The following is a 15,911-nucleotide window of genomic DNA, read 5'->3' as shown; positions in this document are numbered from 1 at the left end:
AATCGCGACAAGCCCCGCCCCACTCAAGATTGAGTGGTCGGCTCCTTCCCCTGGGCGCGACGACGGCGCGATTGTTTGGGATCGGCGATCAGGGGGCGGTAGATTTCGATACGGTCGCGCTGGCGCAAGGGGGTCTCGAGCGGCTTGACCTTGCCGAAGATGCCGACCTTGCAGGCCGACAAATCGATGGCAGGATGCTGGCGCAGCAGGCCGCTGTCCAGGATGGCCTGCTGGATGGTGCAGCCCGACTGGACTTCCAGGTCGCGCAGTATCTGCAGGCCGGGCGCTGCGTAGCACAGCTGCACTTGCAAAACAGACACATCAGCCATATATCTGTTCGGCGCGCTTGCAGAAGGAATCGACGAAGCTGTTGGCGATCATGCTGAAGACCGGTCCGATGACGCCTTCAAGAATGCGGCTGGAAAATTCATATTCCATGTCGAATTCGATCTTGCAGGCATCCTCGCGCAAAGGCTTGAAGGTCCAGCGCCCTTCGAAATGCTTGAACGGCCCTTCCACCAGGCGCATGGTCATGCTGGTGGGACGCACATTGGTGTTCTGGGTGCTGAAGGATTGCTTCAGGCCGTGGTAGTTGATCTTGATCTTGGCCGTCAGGCTCTCATCGCTGCGCTCGGAGACCTCGACACCGCCGCACCAGGGCAGGAATTCAGGATAATCCTCAACCTTGTCGACCAGGTTGAACATCTGCTCCGCGCTATAGTTGATCAGGACGGTTTTGTGAACGACTGCCATCGAGGGTGATCCGTTTGATAAAATCGCAAAGGCACAATTTTAACCGACGAGACGAATTTTTATTTAGATGAGCATTATTGATAACAAAAAGGCCTTTTTCGATTACTTCATCGAAGAGCGATTCGAAGCCGGCCTCGTCTTGCAAGGTTGGGAAGTCAAGTCGATCCGCGCTGGCCGCGTGCAATTGAAGGAAGCCTATGTGATCGTGCGCAATGGCGAAGTCTATCTGTTCGGCTGCCACATCAGTGCGCTGACCAGCACCTCCACGCACGTCCACCCCGAAACCACCCGCACCCGCAAGCTGCTCCTGAATGCTGCCGAAATCAGCAAGCTGATCGGCAAGGTCGAGCGCTCCGGCTATACGCTGGTGCCGCTGAACCTGCATTACAACAAGGGCCGCATCAAGTGCGATATCGGTCTGGCCAAGGGCAAGAAACAGCACGACAAGCGCGAGACCGAAAAGCAGCGCGACAGCCAGCGCGAGATCCAGACGGCGATGAAGCAGCATCGCCGCTGACGCCCCGTCACCCGCCCTGCCCCCCCACCACGGCTGCCACTGGCAGCCGTTTTCATTTCGGCTGCAGCAATCGCTGGGTGCAGACGGCAAGCATCTCTTCAACGACCGGACCCCACTGGCCCCGCTCCCGCTGACGCAGCAGTTGCAGCGAGGGATACCAGGGCGTCTGGCTGCCTTTGACACCCCAGCGCCACTCTCCGTCATACCGCAAGGGCAAGAGGCAAGGCACGCCCAGCGCGCCGGCCAGATGCACGACAGCGGTATCCACGCTGATCACCAGGTCCAGCGCGCAGAGCAAGGCCGCCGTATCGGCCCAGTCGACCAGCGTCGGCGTATGCAAGCGCTGCGCCAAGGTCGCATGAGCGGCCTGGTCACCGGCAGGCACCTCGACCTGCAGGCTGACGAAGTCAGCGGGCAGCGTCCAAAGCGGCGCGAGTGCATCGAGCGGGATATCGCGACTGTGATGCACCGTGGCGTACTGCCGGCCAGCCCAGGCAATCCCGAGCCGCGGACGGCGCGGCATGGCTGGCCACAAGGCCGACAGATAGGCCTGCCACTGCTGTACCCGCTGCGGCTGGGCTGCCAGATAGGGCGATGGTGGTCCCTGACGTGGATCGGGCAGGCCCAGCAGCAAGGGCAGGCTCAACAGGGAAGCGTGCAGGTCATGGTCCGGCGCTTCGCCGGGATTGGCCATGCATCGCACCTGGGGCAAGCAAGGCGCCAGCACGGCCAGCAAGGACGCCGGGGCGCACAGGCTCACCTCGGCCGCCTGCTGCGCCACCAGCGGGATATAGCGGGCAAACTGCAGGGTATCGCCCTGCCCTTGCTCGGCCCAGAGCAGGACGCGCTTGCCGCGCACCGGCTCCCCGGCCCGCCAGCGTGGACGCGGGCTGTCGATGCCACGCCGGGCCAGTTCGGCGATGCCGAAACGCGCTTCGTGGGCGCGCCACCCCTCTGCGTAGTGTTGCTGGCTCAGCAGCATGTGGGCGCGGCCCACCTCAGCCTCGGGGAAATCAGGATGCCATCGCAAGGCTTGCTCAAAGGCTGCCTGGGCCTGCTCGATGCGTCCCATGCGGCGCAGGATGTCGGCCATGTTGAAGGCGTGCAGGGCGCGGGCCTGGTCCTCGTCAGCGGCTGGGGGATAGCATTCCAGCGCCTCCTCATGACGATTGAGCCGCAACAGGATGTCGGCATGCAAGGCGTGCAGCGCCAGGCCGGCCTGGCCCGATGCCAGCGCGCGCTCCACTGCCGCCAAGGCTGGCAGGGGCTGATCCAGTTGCAGACGGGCGCGCGCCAGGTCGATGAGCGCCGCGCTGCCTGACGCCCCCTCGTCCGCCGTCTGCAATTCGCACTGGGTCGCCCAGCGCTGCAGCAGGCTGCGATGCAGCGCCCTCGCCTCGTCATAGTCCGGCGCCAGGTCCAGACAGGCAGCGCAGGCGGCAATGGCCTCGGGCAAGGCGCCCATTTCCTGCAGCAGGTCCGCACGCTGCATGTACAAGGGAAGAAATGACGGGTCCAGGGCCAGAGCCTGGTCCAGCGCCGCCAGGGCGGCCTCGGCTTGCTGGGCGCCGCGCAGCGCGATGGCGTCGCACATCAGGCCCATCAGACGGGCCAAGGTGGCAGGATCGGGGGAATTCATGGCCGGCAGCTTAACATGGGCTACCGGTAGCGCCCTGCTCTGCGCCGGCGCCGGGATGGCCGTTCCGTGTTAAGTTGACGCGCGGCTGGCAAAGGGGAGTAAAGTTCTGCAAAGGCGCTCTTGCCAACGTGGCTTGGAATCCTGCCGTGCAGGACACTGGCAAGGGCCTGGCTGTTCTGCGGCCCCGCAGTAAATGATTGTAAAGATGCAATTGTAAAGAAGCTTGGCAACACTTCTGCAAATCCTTTTACGGCATATTACCGGCTGCCGACGCCCGGCGGCATGTGTGCGGGGCAATTCGAGAATGGAATGCAGCAATGTCTAAAGTGCTTTTGATCGATGATGATGTGGAACTCGTCGACATGCTCAAGGAATACCTGGAGCAGGAAAAATTCGAAGTCAATGTCGCCTACGATGGCGAAGCAGGCGCCGCCGAAGCGCTGACCGGCCAATACGCCATCGCCGTGCTGGACGTGATGATGCCGCGCCTGAACGGTGTCGACACCCTGCGCCGCATCCGCGCCAAGAGCAGTATGCCGGTGGTGATGCTGACGGCCAAGGGCGATGACACCGACCGTATCATTGGCCTTGAACTGGGCGCTGACGATTATGTTCCCAAGCCCTGCTCGCCGCGCGAGATCGCTGCGCGCATCCGCGCCATCCTGCGCCGCGCCTCGGCCGAGAATAACGAGCAATCGCCCTACTCGCCGCTGGCCGTAGGCGCACTGTCGATGTGGCCGGAACAGCGCCGCGCCACCTGGAATGGCAAGCCGCTGGAACTGACCAGCAGCGAATTCAACCTGCTGGAGGTGCTGGCGCGCAATGCCGGCAAGCCGGTCAGCAAGCAACACCTGTCCGAACAGGGCCTGGGCCGGCCGCTGGCGCGCTTTGACCGCAACATCGACGTCCACCTCTCCAGCATCCGCCAGAAGATCGCCGCCCTGGGCAGCGACAAGAGCTGCATCCAGACCGTCTACCGACTCGGCTACCAGTTCATCAAGGAATAAAGTGGGCCGGTTATTCTGGAAGTTCTTCTTCTTTATCGCCATCGCCCAGATCACCGCCACCTTTGGCGTGGGCGTGCTGTTCTGGGTCGAAAACCTCGAACGCAGCAATCGCAACTCGGAAATCGACCTCAGCCCGCCAGCCTCCTTCATGATCCGCTCGGCGGCCGCCACCCTGCAGTTCGGCGGCACCGAAGCGCTGCGCAGCCTGATCAACGAGGGTCGGCCGCATCGGCTGCAGCTCTATGCCCTAGACGAAGACAACAAGGACCTGATGGGCCGCGAGGTGTCGCCAAAACTGGTGGAACAAGCCAAGCACATCCTGGCTACCGAGCGCGAGCGCCGGGTGGTGGAACGGGTCAAGGCCCCCAATGGCCACAGTTACCTGATGTTCATCCCCGCGCCCAATGACGAGTTCGGCCCGGGCGGTCCTCCCGGAGGTGCGCGAGAACCCCACCGGATCGGTGAGCGCGGACCCAAGTCCATGTTCTTCCCGACCATGCCCATCGTCGTCGCGCTATTGGCCAGCCTGGTGTTTGCCTTGCTGCTGGCGTGGTATTTCTCGCACCCCATCGGCCATCTCAAGAATGCCTTCAACCAGGCTGCCAATGGCAACCTTGACCTGGAGCTGGAGCCGGTCATGAGCGCGCGCAACGATGAACTGGCCGACCTGGGCCGTGACTTCGACGTCATGACGGCCAAGCTGCGCACCCTGATGGAAAGCCAACGGCGGCTGCTGCACGATGTCTCCCACGAACTGCGCTCGCCGATTGCACGCCTGCAGGTGGCCATCGGGCTGGCGCGGGTACAGGACAAGGACAAGCTGGACCTGACCCTGGAACGCATCGAGCGCGAAAGCGTGCGCATGGACAAGCTGGTCGGCGAACTGCTGACGCTCTCGCGCCTGGAAGCCAACGTGCCAGGCTCGATGGAAGAACCGATCGCCATCGAAGCCATGCTGGGCGACATGATCAACGACGCCAGCTTCGAAGCCGAGGCCATCGGCAAGCATGTGGACGATCAACTCGACTGCAGGGTGCAGGTCAAGGGCAATCCGGAGCTGCTCTACCGCGCCATCGAAAACGTGCTGCGCAACGCCATCAAGCACACCGCGCCGGGGACCACGGTACAGATCCACACCCAGCTCGACGAGATCAACAAGCTGCTGCACCTGTCCATTCTCGACCGGGGGCCGGGCGTGCCGGAAGAAGAGATGAACAGTATCTTCGAACTGTTCTTCCGCAGCAGTCGCACCAAGAGCAACAGCTCCGGTCACGGGCTGGGACTGTCGATCGCCCGGCGCATCGTCGAAGCCCACCAGGGTTTCATCCAGGCGGCCAACCGCAGCAATGGCGGCTTGCGGGTCGACATCACCTTGCCCTTCATGGCGGATGAACCTGCGCGGGGAGATACCGTAGAGAGCTGATCCTCCACTGCCAGTAAGGCGACGCCACCATCAACAAGCCCCGTGCTGCAGCAGGCAGGACGGGGCTTGTTGTGACGACAGACCAAAGCCAAAGGCGCTATCCGGGACCAGGAGTAGGGTCAGGAGCAGGAGCAGAATCAGCATCAGGAGCAGGCTCGACCGGCACTGCCGGCGGCTGCACGATGGCCGCCATCAGGCCGCGCTGCACCGCAGCCTGAAAGGCCTGCAGCCCCTCCACATCCTGCTCGGGCGGATAGGCCACGGGCATGCGGTTGAACAATACCGCCCAGGACCAGCCATCGGCGCGCGATTGCAGGTAAGCATAACTGCCGGCGGGCAGCGCACCGCTGTGCGAGATGATGTCTACGCCGCCGGTTCGGGTCAGCACCCACCCCAATCCATAAGGGTTATCAGGCATGCGTGGATGACGCTGCTTCATCAACGCCACGGTCTGCGGCTGGAGCAAACCGGGCCGGTTGCGCCCCTGCGCCGCATCGACGAACTGCACCAGATCGGCGGCGCTGGCGATCCAGCCGGCCGTTGCGTCCATGCTGGAGAAATGATGGACGCCATAGGATTGAGGGGCGGCAGCGCCCTCGCCTTCGCCAACAGGGACCGTTGGCCAGCGCGCATCGTCATAGTAGACCGCCTCCCCGGCGGCCCGTCCGGCACGACCGTCGGCTGCGATGGCGGCATCGCTGACGCCAGCAGGATGCCAGACCAGCGCCTGTACGGCTTGCGCATACGGCAGACCGGAACGCTGCTCGATGATGCGGCCCAACACGACATAGGCAAAATTGTCGTAGAAGAATTCGGTACCAGGCGCGGCATCCAGCAAACGTTGCTTGAGCACGTAGGCAATCACATCCTTTGCCGACGCCGGCGACTTGACCTTCATCACCTCGGCGATATGGCGCAGGTCGTCAAGCGGCTCGTAGTCACTGTCGCCCCAGCCGGCGGTATGTTGCAACAGGTCGCGCAGGGTGATCTTCAGCGCGCGCCGGTCAAGCGGCTGGGCAAAATCCGGATAGGCTGTGTCCGGCAACAGACCGTCTGGACCAAACACCCTGCGCTCCAGCGCCTCTGGCAATTCACCCTCGAACAGCTTGAGCATCGCCATGGCCGTCACGGACTTGGAAATGCTGCCGATACGGAACCGCGTCTGCGGCGTCACCGGCGTCTGCGTTTCGGTAACCGCCATGCCATAACCACGCTGGTAGACCAGGCGCCCCTGGTAGGCAATCGCGATGCTGGCGCCGGGTATCGGGTAGGCGGCCAGCAGGCGTCCCATCTGTGCATCGACGCGGGCTTCCAGCCCCTGCAGGGGAGACGGGGCCGTTTCCTGGGCCCGTGTGGGGCAACCCGGTAGCAGCATGACGGCTGCCAGCGCGGCCGCCAGCAGGGAACGGCGGCGCGCAGCGACCGGCGCCGCAGCATAAGGAAAGCGCTGCATCCTGTCTTACTTCTGTTGCTTGATCACTTGCAGGGCCGAGGCGATCAATCCGCTCATGTCCGAGAGATTGGCCGGGACGATGATGGAGTTGTTGGTCTTGGCCAGCTTGCCGAATGCATCCACATACTGCTCGGCCACCTTCAGGTTGACCGCGTCCTCCCCGCCCGGTTGCTGGATGGCGGCAGCGGTCTTGCGGATGGCTTCGGCGCTGGCCTCGGCGATGGCGAGGATGGCGGCAGCCTGACCTTCGGCGCCATTGATGGAGGCCTGCTTCTCACCCTCGGAGCGGGCGATGGCGGCTTCGCGCTCACCGGTGGCGATATTGATCTGTTCCTGCTTGCGGCCTTCGGAGGCGGCGATGAGGGCGCGCTTCTCACGCTCGGCGGTAATCTGGGCCTGCATGGCGTGCAGGATTTCCTTGGGCGGCGTCAGGTCCTTGATCTCGTAGCGCAGCACCTTCACGCCCCAGTTCTCGGCCGACTCGTCGATGGCGCTGACGATGGCGGTGTTGATGTGGTCGCGTTCCTCGAAGGTCTTGTCCAGTTCCATCTTGCCGATCACCGAGCGCAGCGTGGTCTGGGCCAGCTGGGTGATGGCAGCGATGTAGTTGGAAGAACCGTAGGAGGCGCGCATCGGATCGGTGATCTGGAAATAGAGGATGCCGTCCACCTGCAACTGCGTATTGTCCTTGGTGATGCAGACCTGCGGGGGCACGTCCAGCGGGATTTCCTTGAGGATGTGCTTGTAGGCCACGCGATCGATGAAGGGAACCACGATGTTCAAGCCCGGCGCCAGTGTGGCGTGGTACTTGCCCAGGCGCTCCACCACCCAGGCATGCTGTTGCGGGACCACCTTGACCGTCTGCACGACGAAGACGATGGCGAGGAAGAAAATGACCAGAGTAACGCTACCCAGCATGGAATGCTCCTGAAAACGAGAGGGGGGAAGAGAACAAGGACAAGGACGGTGCGAATCAGCGCGGCGCCACCAGCAGGCGGCTGCCGCGTATTTCGCGGATGACGTAGCTGCCGGGTAGCGCGTGATGTCCCGGCAGCAGCTCGACATCCCATTGCGCGCCGCGATACGGCACGCGGGCGAGGTATTGCGTGCCATGGGCTTGCCAGGCCGTCACCTCGATGCTCTGGCCGATATCCAGCAAGAGACTGGGGTCGTCGTTGGAGTTGCTCTGGCGCAGGCGGCCATAGGGACTGCTGCGCAAGCCCAGCACGGCGGCCACACCGACCACGGCGGCCACCAGCAACTGCCACTCCAGCACCAGCCCGCACCACGCCGCCACGGCGCCGGCCACCAGGCCCAGCGCGATCATGAGCAGGTAAAAAGTGCCGGTGAAGAGTTCGGCACCCAGCAAGCCGCCGGCCAGCACCAGCCAGATAGCCCAGTCCGTCATCATTGATTCCCCATGAAGAAAGCTGCAAACGGCATCAGTCTACCGCAGCTGAGGGAGGCAAAAACAAAGGCGCGGACATTTCTGCCCGCGCCTTCGACTTCTTTTGACGGTTTTACTCGTTGAGAGTAAGGCTTACCTCACCCTCACTTCTTGGCCAGTTGCTGCCAGGTGTCGATGACCGTATCAGGGTTCAGCGAGATCGACTCGATGCCCTGCTCCATCAGCCATTCGGCGAAGTCCGGGTGATCCGAGGGACCCTGGCCGCAGATACCGACGTACTTGCCCTTTTCGCGGCAGGTGGCGATGACCTTGGACAGCAAGGCCTGCAGCGCCGGATCGCGCTCGTCGAAGTCGGCCGCCAGCAGCTCCATGCCGGAATCGCGGTCCAGGCCCAGGGTCAGCTGGGTCAGGTCGTTGGAACCGATGGAGAAGCCGTCGAAGTGCTCCAGGAACTGCTCGGCCAGGATGGCGTTGGAAGGCACTTCGCACATCATGATGACGCGCAGACCGTTCTCGCCGCGCTTGAGACCATACTTGCCCAGGAGCCCGATGACCTTCTCGGCCTGGCCCAGGGTACGCACGAAGGGCACCATCACCTCGACGTTGGTCAGGCCCATGTCTTCCCGCACGCGCTTCATGGCCTGGCATTCCATCTGGAAGGCTTCGGCGAAGTCGTCGGCCAGGTAGCGCGCGGCGCCACGGAAGCCCAGCATCGGGTTTTCTTCGTCCGGCTCGTAGCGCGAACCGCCGATCAGCTTCTTGTACTCGTTGGACTTGAAGTCCGACAGGCGCACGATCACCGGCTTGGGCCAGAAGGCGGCGGCGATGGTGGCGATGCCTTCGGCCAACTTGTCGACGTAGAAGGCCTTGGGCGAGGCATGGCCGCGGGCCACCGATTCGACGGCCTTCTTCAGGTCGGCGTCGATGTTCGGGTATTCCAGGATGGCCTTGGGGTGCACGCCGATGTTGTTGTTGATGATGAATTCCAGACGCGCCAGGCCGACACCGCCATTGGGAATCGACTGGAAGTCGAAGGCCAGTTGCGGGTTACCCACGTTCATCATCACCTTCAGCGGGATCGGGGGCAGTTCGCCACGGGCCACTTCGGTCACTTCGGTTTCCAGCAGGCCGTCATAGATCTTGCCTTCATCGCCTTCGGCGCAGGACACGGTCACCAGCGTGCCATCCTTCAACACATCGGTAGCGTCGCCGCAGCCGACCACCGCCGGCACACCCAGTTCACGGGCGATGATGGCGGCGTGGCAGGTACGACCGCCACGATTGGTGACGATGGCCGAGGCGCGCTTCATCACCGGCTCCCAGTTGGGATCGGTCATGTCAGCTACCAGCACGTCGCCGGGCTGCACACGTTCCATTTCGGCCGGATCAGTGATCACGCGCACCGGGCCGGCGCCGATCTTCTGGCCGATGGCGCGGCCGGTGGCCAGCACGGTGCCGGAGCTCTTGAGCTTGAAGCGTTGCTGGGCGTCGGTCGCCTTCTGCTGCGACTTCACGGTTTCCGGACGGGCCTGCAGGATGTAGAGCTTGCCGTCGCGGCCGTCCTTGCCCCATTCGATGTCCATCGGACGCTGGTAGTGCTTCTCGATGATGGTGGCGTACTTGGCCAGTTCCACCACTTCGGCGTCGGTCAGGGAATAACGGTTGCGCAGTTCCACCGGCACGTCCACGGTCTTGACCGAGCGGCCCGCCTTGGCTTCGCCAGTAAATTCCATCTTGATCAGCTTGGAACCCAGGTTGCGGCGGATCACCGGTTGCTTGCCCAGTTCCAGCATGGGCTTGTGGACGTAGTATTCGTCCGGGTTGACGGCGCCCTGCACCACGGTTTCACCCAGGCCATAGCTGGAGGTGATGAAAACCACATCCTTGAAGCCGGATTCGGTATCGATGGTGAACATCACGCCAGCCGCACCGACGTCGGAGCGCACCATGCGCTGCACGCCGGCCGACAGGGCCACTTCAGCGTGGGTGAAGCCTTTGTGGACGCGATAGGAGATGGCGCGGTCGTTGTAGAGCGAGGCGAAGACGTGCTTCATCGCTTCGAGCACGTTGTCGATGCCGACCACGTTCAGGAAGGTTTCCTGCTGACCAGCAAAGGATGCATCGGGCAGGTCTTCTGCGGTCGCGGAAGAGCGCACGGCGAAGGACATCTCGGCGGTCGAATCGGCCACCAGCTTGTCGTAGAAGGCACGGATCTCCTGGTCCAGGCGCGGCTGGAACGGAGTATCGATGATCCATTGACGGATCTCGGCGCCGGCTTGCGCCAGCGAACGCACGTCATCGATATCCAGGCCTTCGAGGCGCTTGGCAATGCGGGCGGCCAGGGTCGGGCCGCCATCGGCGCTGTGCTCCAGGAAATCGCGGAAAGCTTGCGCAGTCGTGGCAAAGCCGCCCGGCACGCGCACGCCCGCGCCGGCCAACTGGGAAATCATCTCTCCCAGCGATGCGTTTTTGCCACCGACGGACTCGACGTCCGTCATGCGAAGAGTTTCAAAGGAGGCTACGTATACCGCCCCCTGGGTGTTTGCTGCGTTGGACATGACTACCCCTAGCTTGATGATAAGAAATCTTCGCGGGCGCGGCATGGGTCGGCATATTTTTGTTATTCTGCGACGGGTGCGGCGGCAGGTGCGGCTTCGAGGAAGTGCCCAGAGACATCAACAGACGCGCGCAGGCGCCGAGGACGTTTGCCAGGGCAAACATCATCAGGAACTCGGTCAAATTGCGCAGGCGAATGACGGTCATCAGGATGGGCTACTCGAAAAGTTGCTAGGCATTGTACCGCGTGAAATCATTTTTGTTCGTTGCACCAAACTTTTTTTCAATTTTTCCAAAAGACAATAATCTCCACCATGCTCGACCCCATGCCGATCCCGCACCCCTCTCCTGTCCTGGCCGCCAACCGCACGGTATTCTTCGTCTCCGACGGCACCGGGATCACTGCCGAGACCTTCGGGCATTCCGTGCTGAGCCAGTTCGAGCTGCGTTTCAAGCAGGTCCGCCTGCCCTTCATCGATACGCTCGACAAGGCCCATGACGCCACCCGCAAGATCAATGAAGCCTATCAGGTCGATGGCAAGCTGCCCATTGTCTTCTCCACCCTGGTCAAGTCCGAGCTGTCTTCGGTGATCCGCCAGGCCAAGGCCATGCATATGGACCTGTTCCAGACCTTCGTGGAGCCGCTGGAGCAGGAGCTGGAGATGAAGTCCACCCACACCATCGGCCGCAGCCACAATACGGCTGACTCCGAGGAATACCGCAACCGCATCGAGGCCATCAACTTCTCGCTGGCGCACGATGATGGCCAGTCCAACAAGAACCTGTCGGAAGCCGACGTGATCCTGGTGGGCGTCTCGCGTTCGGGCAAGACCCCGACCAGCCTCTATCTGGCCATGCAGTTCGGCATCAAGGCCGCCAACTACCCCTTGATCCCGGAAGATTTCGAACGCGACAAGCTGCCCAGCGGCCTGGTGATGCACAAGAAGAAGATTTTTGGCCTGACCATCGCCGCCGAGCGCCTCTCCGAGGTGCGCAATGAACGCCGCCCCGGCAGCAAGTACGCCTCGCTGGAAAATTGCCGCTATGAAATCAATGAAGCCGAGAAGATGATGCGGCGTGAAGGGATTCGCTGGATGTCTTCCACCGCCAAGTCCATCGAGGAAATCGCGGCGACCATCCTGCAGGAAATCAAGCCGGAGCCGCGCTGACGCCAGTCTACTCCGTTCCGCCGCTGTCACCGTCGCCACAGCGGCGGTAGGTGGTCAGGACCCGGGTGCGTTTGCGCGGGCCGTTGATGAAGGTCTCCATGCTGAACGCATCTTCACTGTCGAACGTGTACGCAGCGTTATAGCAGTCGGGGCCGCACAGATGATCGGCGGCGGGCACCAGCATATTCCCGCGCAGCAGATAGCTCTGGTAGGGCTGCCCTACCCGCTCGCCATCGGCAAACAGGACATCGAGCCGGTCCTGGCCAAAACGATAGTCGAACAGGCGAGAGAAAAGGATGGGCCGGCCTTGCCCATGGGACAGCATGCGCAACTGGCCGCGTTCGCGGTAGAGCCACTGGGCGGGCTGTTCGGTCGGCGCAAAGCTCATCTCGCCGCTGGCGCTGGCCTGAGGCGCTTCGCCGCCTTCCCAGATGATGCGGCTGAACTGCCATTGCCCCTGCAAGCAGGACGCCAGCGCGGCCATGTCGGCCATGAGAAAGGCAGCCACGTCCGCCGCCTCAACGACCAGCGGTACGCTGGCGCAGCTGTTCGAACAGGCAGACAGCGGCCGCTGCCGCCACATTGAGCGATTCCATCTGGCCCAGGTGCGGGATCACCACCTCCTGGGTCGCGGCCTCCTGCAAGGCTGCCGAGACCCCCTGTCCTTCATGACCCAGCAGCCAGGCCACCGGCCCGGAGAGATCGCAATCGTAGATGGTCTGGGCCGCATGGGAACTGGTGGCCAGCAAGGGGATGCGGCTGGCCGCGCACAACGCCACCAGGTCGGCATCTTCAACGATATCCAGCACGAAATGCGCCCCCATGCCGGCGCGCAAGACCTTGGGCGACCACGCTGCGACCGTACCGGGAGAGCAGAACACTTGCCTGACGCCCGCCGCCGCAGCGCTGCGCAGGATGGAGCCGAGATTGCCGGGATCCTGCAGGCCATCGAGCAGCACCGCCGATTCCGTCAGGGCCTTGGGCGCGCTGGCCACGGGCGTGGCCACCAGCAGGAACAGGCCCACGCCGTTATCTACCGTACTGACGGCGTCGTAGAGCTTGTCGGCCAACACCAGGCACTGGGCCTGCAGGGCTTCGCATTGCGCCAGGATGGGGGCGACTTCCGGATGATATTGGGCGCTTTCAGCCACCACGCACAACTGTGGCGCGCCGCGATGCTGCAGCCAGGCTTGCGCCAGATGCACGCCATCGAGCAGGCTCTGGCCAGCACGGCGACGGGCCTGGCTGCTGCTGGCCAGTTGCTTGAGCTCCTTGAAGAGCGGATTGTCTTTGGAGGTGATCAGCTTCATGCCCACTCTCTTAGGCCGCCAGGCCCGGCTGGGCAGTCAGCAAGGCCTTGACCGGCGCATAGGAACGGCGATGCACCGGCGAGACGCCATGCAGACGCAGCATCTCCAGGTGCAGCGGCGTCGGATAGCCCTTGTGGCGGTCGAAGCCATAGTGCGGATAAGTGTCATGCAAGACCATCAGCGCTGCGTCACGGGCAGTCTTGGCGAGGATGGAGGCGGCCGAGATGGCCGGCACCTTGTCGTCGCCCTTGACGATGGCTTCGGAGCGGATGCTCATGACCGGGCAGCGATTGCCATCGATGAGCGCCAGCGTGGGCAGCGTCGAGAGCGCCTCCACGGCGCGTCGCATGGCCAGCATGCTGGCGTGCAGGATGTTGAGTTCATCGATCTCCTGCTCGTTGCAGGAGGCGACCGCCCAGGCCAGGGCCGACGCCTTGATCTCCAGCGCCAGGCTGTCGCGGGCGGCTTCGGTGAGCTTCTTGGAATCGCGCAGGCCCTTGACCGGTCGGGCCGGATCGAGAATCACCGCCGCCGCGAACACAGGACCGGCCAGCGGACCACGGCCGGCCTCATCGACCCCGCAGATGATCTCGCCGGTGTAGTCGTCAAACAAAGCCAGGGTCTGGGGCGCCGCCTTGGGCATAGGGTTTTCCTTGATCAAACTATCGAACCGATCGCCATGGCGATCTTCTTGCTTATCCTGCTGATGCGTCAGCGGCGGCGCGCGCCGATGACTTCACATACGGCATTGGCGCTTTCCCGGCTGGTGTCACGCAGCAGGGACTGATGCATGTCGGCAAAGCGCCGCGCCAGGCGCTGCTGGTGCGCGTGATCCTCCAGCTGGAACCACATGGCGTCGGCCAGCGCCTCGGGCGTGGCCTGGTGCTGCAGCAGTTCGGGCACCAGGAACTCGCGCGCCAGGATATTGGGCAGGCCCACCCACGGCTGGTAAGCCATGTGCCGCATGATCTGGTAGGAGGCCCAGTTGACCTTGTAGGAGATCACCATCGGCTTCTTGTACAGCGCCACCTCCAGCGAGGCCGTGCCGGAGGCGACCAGCACAGCGTCCGCGGCTTCCATGGCGCTGTGCGACTGTCCCCGGATGACGCTGATATCCAGGTCTTCGTAACCGCCCTGGCGAATCTGTTCCTGGAACGCCGCCATCTGCCGATCACCGGCCATCGGGGTGACGAACTGCAATTGCGCATCGCGTTGCTTCAAGAGCCGTGCCGCCGCCAGGAAGCCAGCGCCATTCTGCTTGAGCTCGCTCATGCGGCTGCCCGGCAGGATGGCCACCACCCTGCCCGGCCCGTTGAGGTCCAGGCGCTGACGTGCACCCCTGGTATCGGGCTGCAGCGGAATCACCTCGGCCAGTGGATGGCCGACATAGGTGACCGGCACGCCGGCCTGGCGGTAGATGCTTTCCTCGAAGGGGAAGATCACCAGCATGTGCGACACCGCCCGCTGGATCTTCTTGATGCGCCAGCCGCGCCAGGCCCAGATCTGCGGGCCGATGAAGTGGATGGTGGGAATGCCGGCCTTCTTGAGCTGTTCTTCCAGCCCCAGGTTGAAGCCCGGGTAATCGACGCCCACGAAGACATCCGGCCGGTCTGCCAGCAGCTTGTCGCGCAGGGCATCCTGGATGCCCTTGATCTCGCGGTAGCGCGGGATCACTTCGAACAGGCCGCGCACGGTCAGCTTGTCCATCGGCCAGTCGCTGGCGAAGCCTTGGGCCATCATATGCTCGCCGCCGATACCGTGCAGCCGCACCTCGGGCAGGCGCTCGCGCACGCCGGCCAGCAGGCGGCTGCCCAGCAGGTCGCCTGAGCTTTCTCCCGCCACCAGCGCAATGGACTGGCGGCGTGTGATGTCAGCGGATGATGCCACGGGCCGAAGCCTCGATGAATTCGCGGAACAGGCGAATGTACTGCGCCGAATTGGCCGAGCTGGCTTCCATCTGCGCCAGCTCCTGCTTGGCCTCTTCCAGCGGCAGGCCGGCGCGGTAGATCACCTTGTAGGCGCGCTTGATCTCCATGATCTGCTCGCTGGTGAAGCCACGCCGCTTGAGTCCTTCGCTATTGATGCCCGCCGGCACTGCACGGTTGCCCGCCGCTGTGACGAAGGGCGGCACATCCTGGCTGACCGCTGCAGTAAAGGCGGTCATCGCATGCGCGCCGATATGGCAGAACTGGTGCACGGTGGTAAATCCGCCCAGGAAGACGTGGTCGCCCAGGTGGACGTGGCCGGCCAGGGTGGCGTTGTTGGCCAGGATGATGTTGTTGCCCAGCTGGCAGTCATGCGCCAGGTGGACATAGGCCATGATCCAGTTGTCATTGCCGATGCGGGTGGCGCCGGCGTCCTGTACGGTGCCGCGGTTGAAGGTGACGAATTCGCGGATGGTATTGCGGTCGCCGATCTCCATGGTGGTCGGCTCGCCGGCGTACTTCTTGTCCTGCGGCGCGGCGCCGATGGAGGCGAACTGGAAAATCTCGTTGTCGCGGCCGATGCGGGTATGGCCTTCGATGACGACATGAGGGCCGATGCGGGTGCCCGCACCGATGCGCACGTCCGCTCCGATGACGGCGTAGGCGCCGATCTCGACCGATTCGTCGATCTGCGCACCGGGGGCGATGATGGCGCTGGGATGGATCTTGGACATAGCCTGTGCTTCGATAG

The 15,911-nt window shown here is 63.4% G+C and carries 16 protein-coding genes; 4 read left to right on the top strand and 12 right to left on the bottom strand.

Annotation, left to right across the window (positions count from 1 at the left end):
- Positions 1-23 precede the first annotated feature (23 nt).
- Positions 24-329, bottom strand: coding sequence for an RnfH family protein (locus ACP92_RS10975; RefSeq protein ID WP_013234182.1), 306 nt, complete (start codon positions 327-329; stop codon positions 24-26).
- Positions 322-753: a type II toxin-antitoxin system RatA family toxin gene (locus ACP92_RS10970; protein ID WP_013234181.1), complete on the bottom strand. Its 432-nt coding sequence runs from the start codon at positions 751-753 to the stop codon at positions 322-324. Before ACP92_RS10970 ends, ACP92_RS10975 begins: the two co-directional genes overlap by 8 nt.
- Before the next feature lie 67 nt (positions 754-820).
- On the opposite strand from ACP92_RS10970, the gene smpB reads away from it, so the two are divergent.
- On the top strand, positions 821-1,270 hold the full coding sequence (gene smpB, locus ACP92_RS10965; protein ID WP_013234180.1) for an SsrA-binding protein SmpB: 450 nt from the start codon (positions 821-823) through the stop codon (positions 1,268-1,270).
- Between the two features lie 52 nt (positions 1,271-1,322).
- On the opposite strand, the gene ACP92_RS10960 is transcribed toward smpB, so the two are convergent.
- Complete coding sequence (locus tag ACP92_RS10960) at positions 1,323-2,909, bottom strand: tetratricopeptide repeat protein (RefSeq protein ID WP_013234179.1); 1,587 nt, start codon at positions 2,907-2,909, stop codon at positions 1,323-1,325.
- Positions 2,910-3,226: 317 nt separating this feature from the next.
- On the opposite strand from ACP92_RS10960, the gene ACP92_RS10955 reads away from it, so the two are divergent.
- Together ACP92_RS10955 and ACP92_RS10950 are read left to right on the top strand one after the other, a co-directional pair.
- Positions 3,227-3,916: a response regulator transcription factor gene (locus ACP92_RS10955; protein ID WP_013234178.1), complete on the top strand. Its 690-nt coding sequence runs from the start codon at positions 3,227-3,229 to the stop codon at positions 3,914-3,916.
- 1 nt (position 3,917) lies between these two features.
- The gene (locus tag ACP92_RS10950; RefSeq protein WP_013234177.1) at positions 3,918-5,339 is read left to right on the top strand and encodes an ATP-binding protein; all 1,422 of its coding nucleotides are present in this window, start codon (positions 3,918-3,920) and stop codon (positions 5,337-5,339) included.
- Between the two features lie 97 nt (positions 5,340-5,436).
- On the opposite strand, the gene ACP92_RS10945 is transcribed toward ACP92_RS10950, so the two are convergent.
- The 4 genes from ACP92_RS10945 to ppsA form a co-directional block, all read right to left on the bottom strand.
- Entirely contained in the window at positions 5,437-6,792 is a 1,356-nt protein-coding gene (locus ACP92_RS10945; protein WP_013234176.1) for a serine hydrolase domain-containing protein, read from the bottom strand.
- A 6-nt stretch (positions 6,793-6,798) separates the two neighbouring features.
- The gene (locus tag ACP92_RS10940) at positions 6,799-7,710 is read right to left on the bottom strand and encodes an SPFH domain-containing protein (RefSeq protein WP_013234175.1); all 912 of its coding nucleotides are present in this window, start codon (positions 7,708-7,710) and stop codon (positions 6,799-6,801) included.
- Between the two features lie 55 nt (positions 7,711-7,765).
- Positions 7,766-8,200 carry an NfeD family protein gene (locus tag ACP92_RS10935; protein ID WP_041310641.1) on the bottom strand — a complete coding sequence of 145 codons (435 nt, stop codon included), beginning with the start codon at positions 8,198-8,200 and terminating at the stop codon, positions 7,766-7,768.
- A 143-nt stretch (positions 8,201-8,343) separates the two neighbouring features.
- Positions 8,344-10,698: a phosphoenolpyruvate synthase gene (gene ppsA, locus ACP92_RS10930; protein ID WP_048348537.1), complete on the bottom strand. Its 2,355-nt coding sequence runs from the start codon at positions 10,696-10,698 to the stop codon at positions 8,344-8,346.
- Between the two features lie 372 nt (positions 10,699-11,070).
- On the opposite strand from ppsA, the gene ppsR reads away from it, so the two are divergent.
- On the top strand, positions 11,071-11,925 hold the full coding sequence (gene ppsR / locus ACP92_RS10925; RefSeq protein WP_041310638.1) for a posphoenolpyruvate synthetase regulatory kinase/phosphorylase PpsR: 855 nt from the start codon (positions 11,071-11,073) through the stop codon (positions 11,923-11,925).
- 7 nt (positions 11,926-11,932) lie between these two features.
- Here the strand turns inward: ppsR and ACP92_RS10920 are convergent, their stop codons facing one another.
- The 5 genes from ACP92_RS10920 to lpxA form a co-directional block, all read right to left on the bottom strand.
- Complete coding sequence (locus ACP92_RS10920) at positions 11,933-12,433, bottom strand: DUF6314 family protein (RefSeq protein ID WP_232284930.1); 501 nt, start codon at positions 12,431-12,433, stop codon at positions 11,933-11,935.
- 10 nt (positions 12,434-12,443) lie between these two features.
- Entirely contained in the window at positions 12,444-13,235 is a 792-nt protein-coding gene (locus ACP92_RS10915; RefSeq protein ID WP_013234171.1) for a TrmH family RNA methyltransferase, read from the bottom strand.
- A 10-nt stretch (positions 13,236-13,245) separates the two neighbouring features.
- Positions 13,246-13,878, bottom strand: coding sequence for a ribonuclease HII (gene rnhB, locus ACP92_RS10910; protein ID WP_013234170.1), 633 nt, complete (start codon positions 13,876-13,878; stop codon positions 13,246-13,248).
- A 68-nt stretch (positions 13,879-13,946) separates the two neighbouring features.
- Complete coding sequence (gene lpxB / locus ACP92_RS10905) at positions 13,947-15,122, bottom strand: lipid-A-disaccharide synthase (RefSeq protein ID WP_048348536.1); 1,176 nt, start codon at positions 15,120-15,122, stop codon at positions 13,947-13,949.
- Positions 15,106-15,894 (bottom strand): acyl-ACP--UDP-N-acetylglucosamine O-acyltransferase, encoded by a 789-nt coding sequence (gene lpxA / locus ACP92_RS10900; protein WP_013234168.1) that lies wholly within the window; start codon positions 15,892-15,894, stop codon positions 15,106-15,108. Before lpxA ends, lpxB begins: the two co-directional genes overlap by 17 nt.
- Between the last annotated feature and the right edge of the window lie 17 nt (positions 15,895-15,911).

Source organism: Herbaspirillum seropedicae, assembly GCF_001040945.1.
Taxonomy (GTDB): Bacteria; Pseudomonadota; Gammaproteobacteria; order Burkholderiales; family Burkholderiaceae_D; genus Herbaspirillum; species Herbaspirillum seropedicae.
This window is presented reverse-complemented; position numbering and strand designations above follow the sequence as displayed.

Excerpts from the sequence above, each read along its gene's own strand:
- ACP92_RS10975 (WP_013234182.1), bottom strand. The coding sequence starts at position 329 with ATGGCTGATGTGTCTGTTTTGCAAGTGCAGCTGTGCTACGCAGCGCCC.
- ACP92_RS10970 (WP_013234181.1), bottom strand. The coding sequence starts at position 753 with ATGGCAGTCGTTCACAAAACCGTCCTGATCAACTATAGCGCGGAGCAG.
- smpB (WP_013234180.1), top strand. The coding sequence starts at position 821 with ATGAGCATTATTGATAACAAAAAGGCCTTTTTCGATTACTTCATCGAA.
- ACP92_RS10960 (WP_013234179.1), bottom strand. The coding sequence starts at position 2,909 with ATGAATTCCCCCGATCCTGCCACCTTGGCCCGTCTGATGGGCCTGATG.
- ACP92_RS10955 (WP_013234178.1), top strand. The coding sequence starts at position 3,227 with ATGTCTAAAGTGCTTTTGATCGATGATGATGTGGAACTCGTCGACATG.
- ACP92_RS10945 (WP_013234176.1), bottom strand. The coding sequence starts at position 6,792 with ATGCAGCGCTTTCCTTATGCTGCGGCGCCGGTCGCTGCGCGCCGCCGT.
- ACP92_RS10940 (WP_013234175.1), bottom strand. The coding sequence starts at position 7,710 with ATGCTGGGTAGCGTTACTCTGGTCATTTTCTTCCTCGCCATCGTCTTC.
- ACP92_RS10935 (WP_041310641.1), bottom strand. The coding sequence starts at position 8,200 with ATGACGGACTGGGCTATCTGGCTGGTGCTGGCCGGCGGCTTGCTGGGT.
- ppsA (WP_048348537.1), bottom strand. The coding sequence starts at position 10,698 with ATGACGGACGTCGAGTCCGTCGGTGGCAAAAACGCATCGCTGGGAGAG.
- ppsR (WP_041310638.1), top strand. The coding sequence starts at position 11,071 with ATGCTCGACCCCATGCCGATCCCGCACCCCTCTCCTGTCCTGGCCGCC.
- ACP92_RS10915 (WP_013234171.1), bottom strand. The coding sequence starts at position 13,235 with ATGAAGCTGATCACCTCCAAAGACAATCCGCTCTTCAAGGAGCTCAAG.
- rnhB (WP_013234170.1), bottom strand. The coding sequence starts at position 13,878 with ATGCCCAAGGCGGCGCCCCAGACCCTGGCTTTGTTTGACGACTACACC.
- lpxA (WP_013234168.1), bottom strand. The coding sequence starts at position 15,894 with ATGTCCAAGATCCATCCCAGCGCCATCATCGCCCCCGGTGCGCAGATC.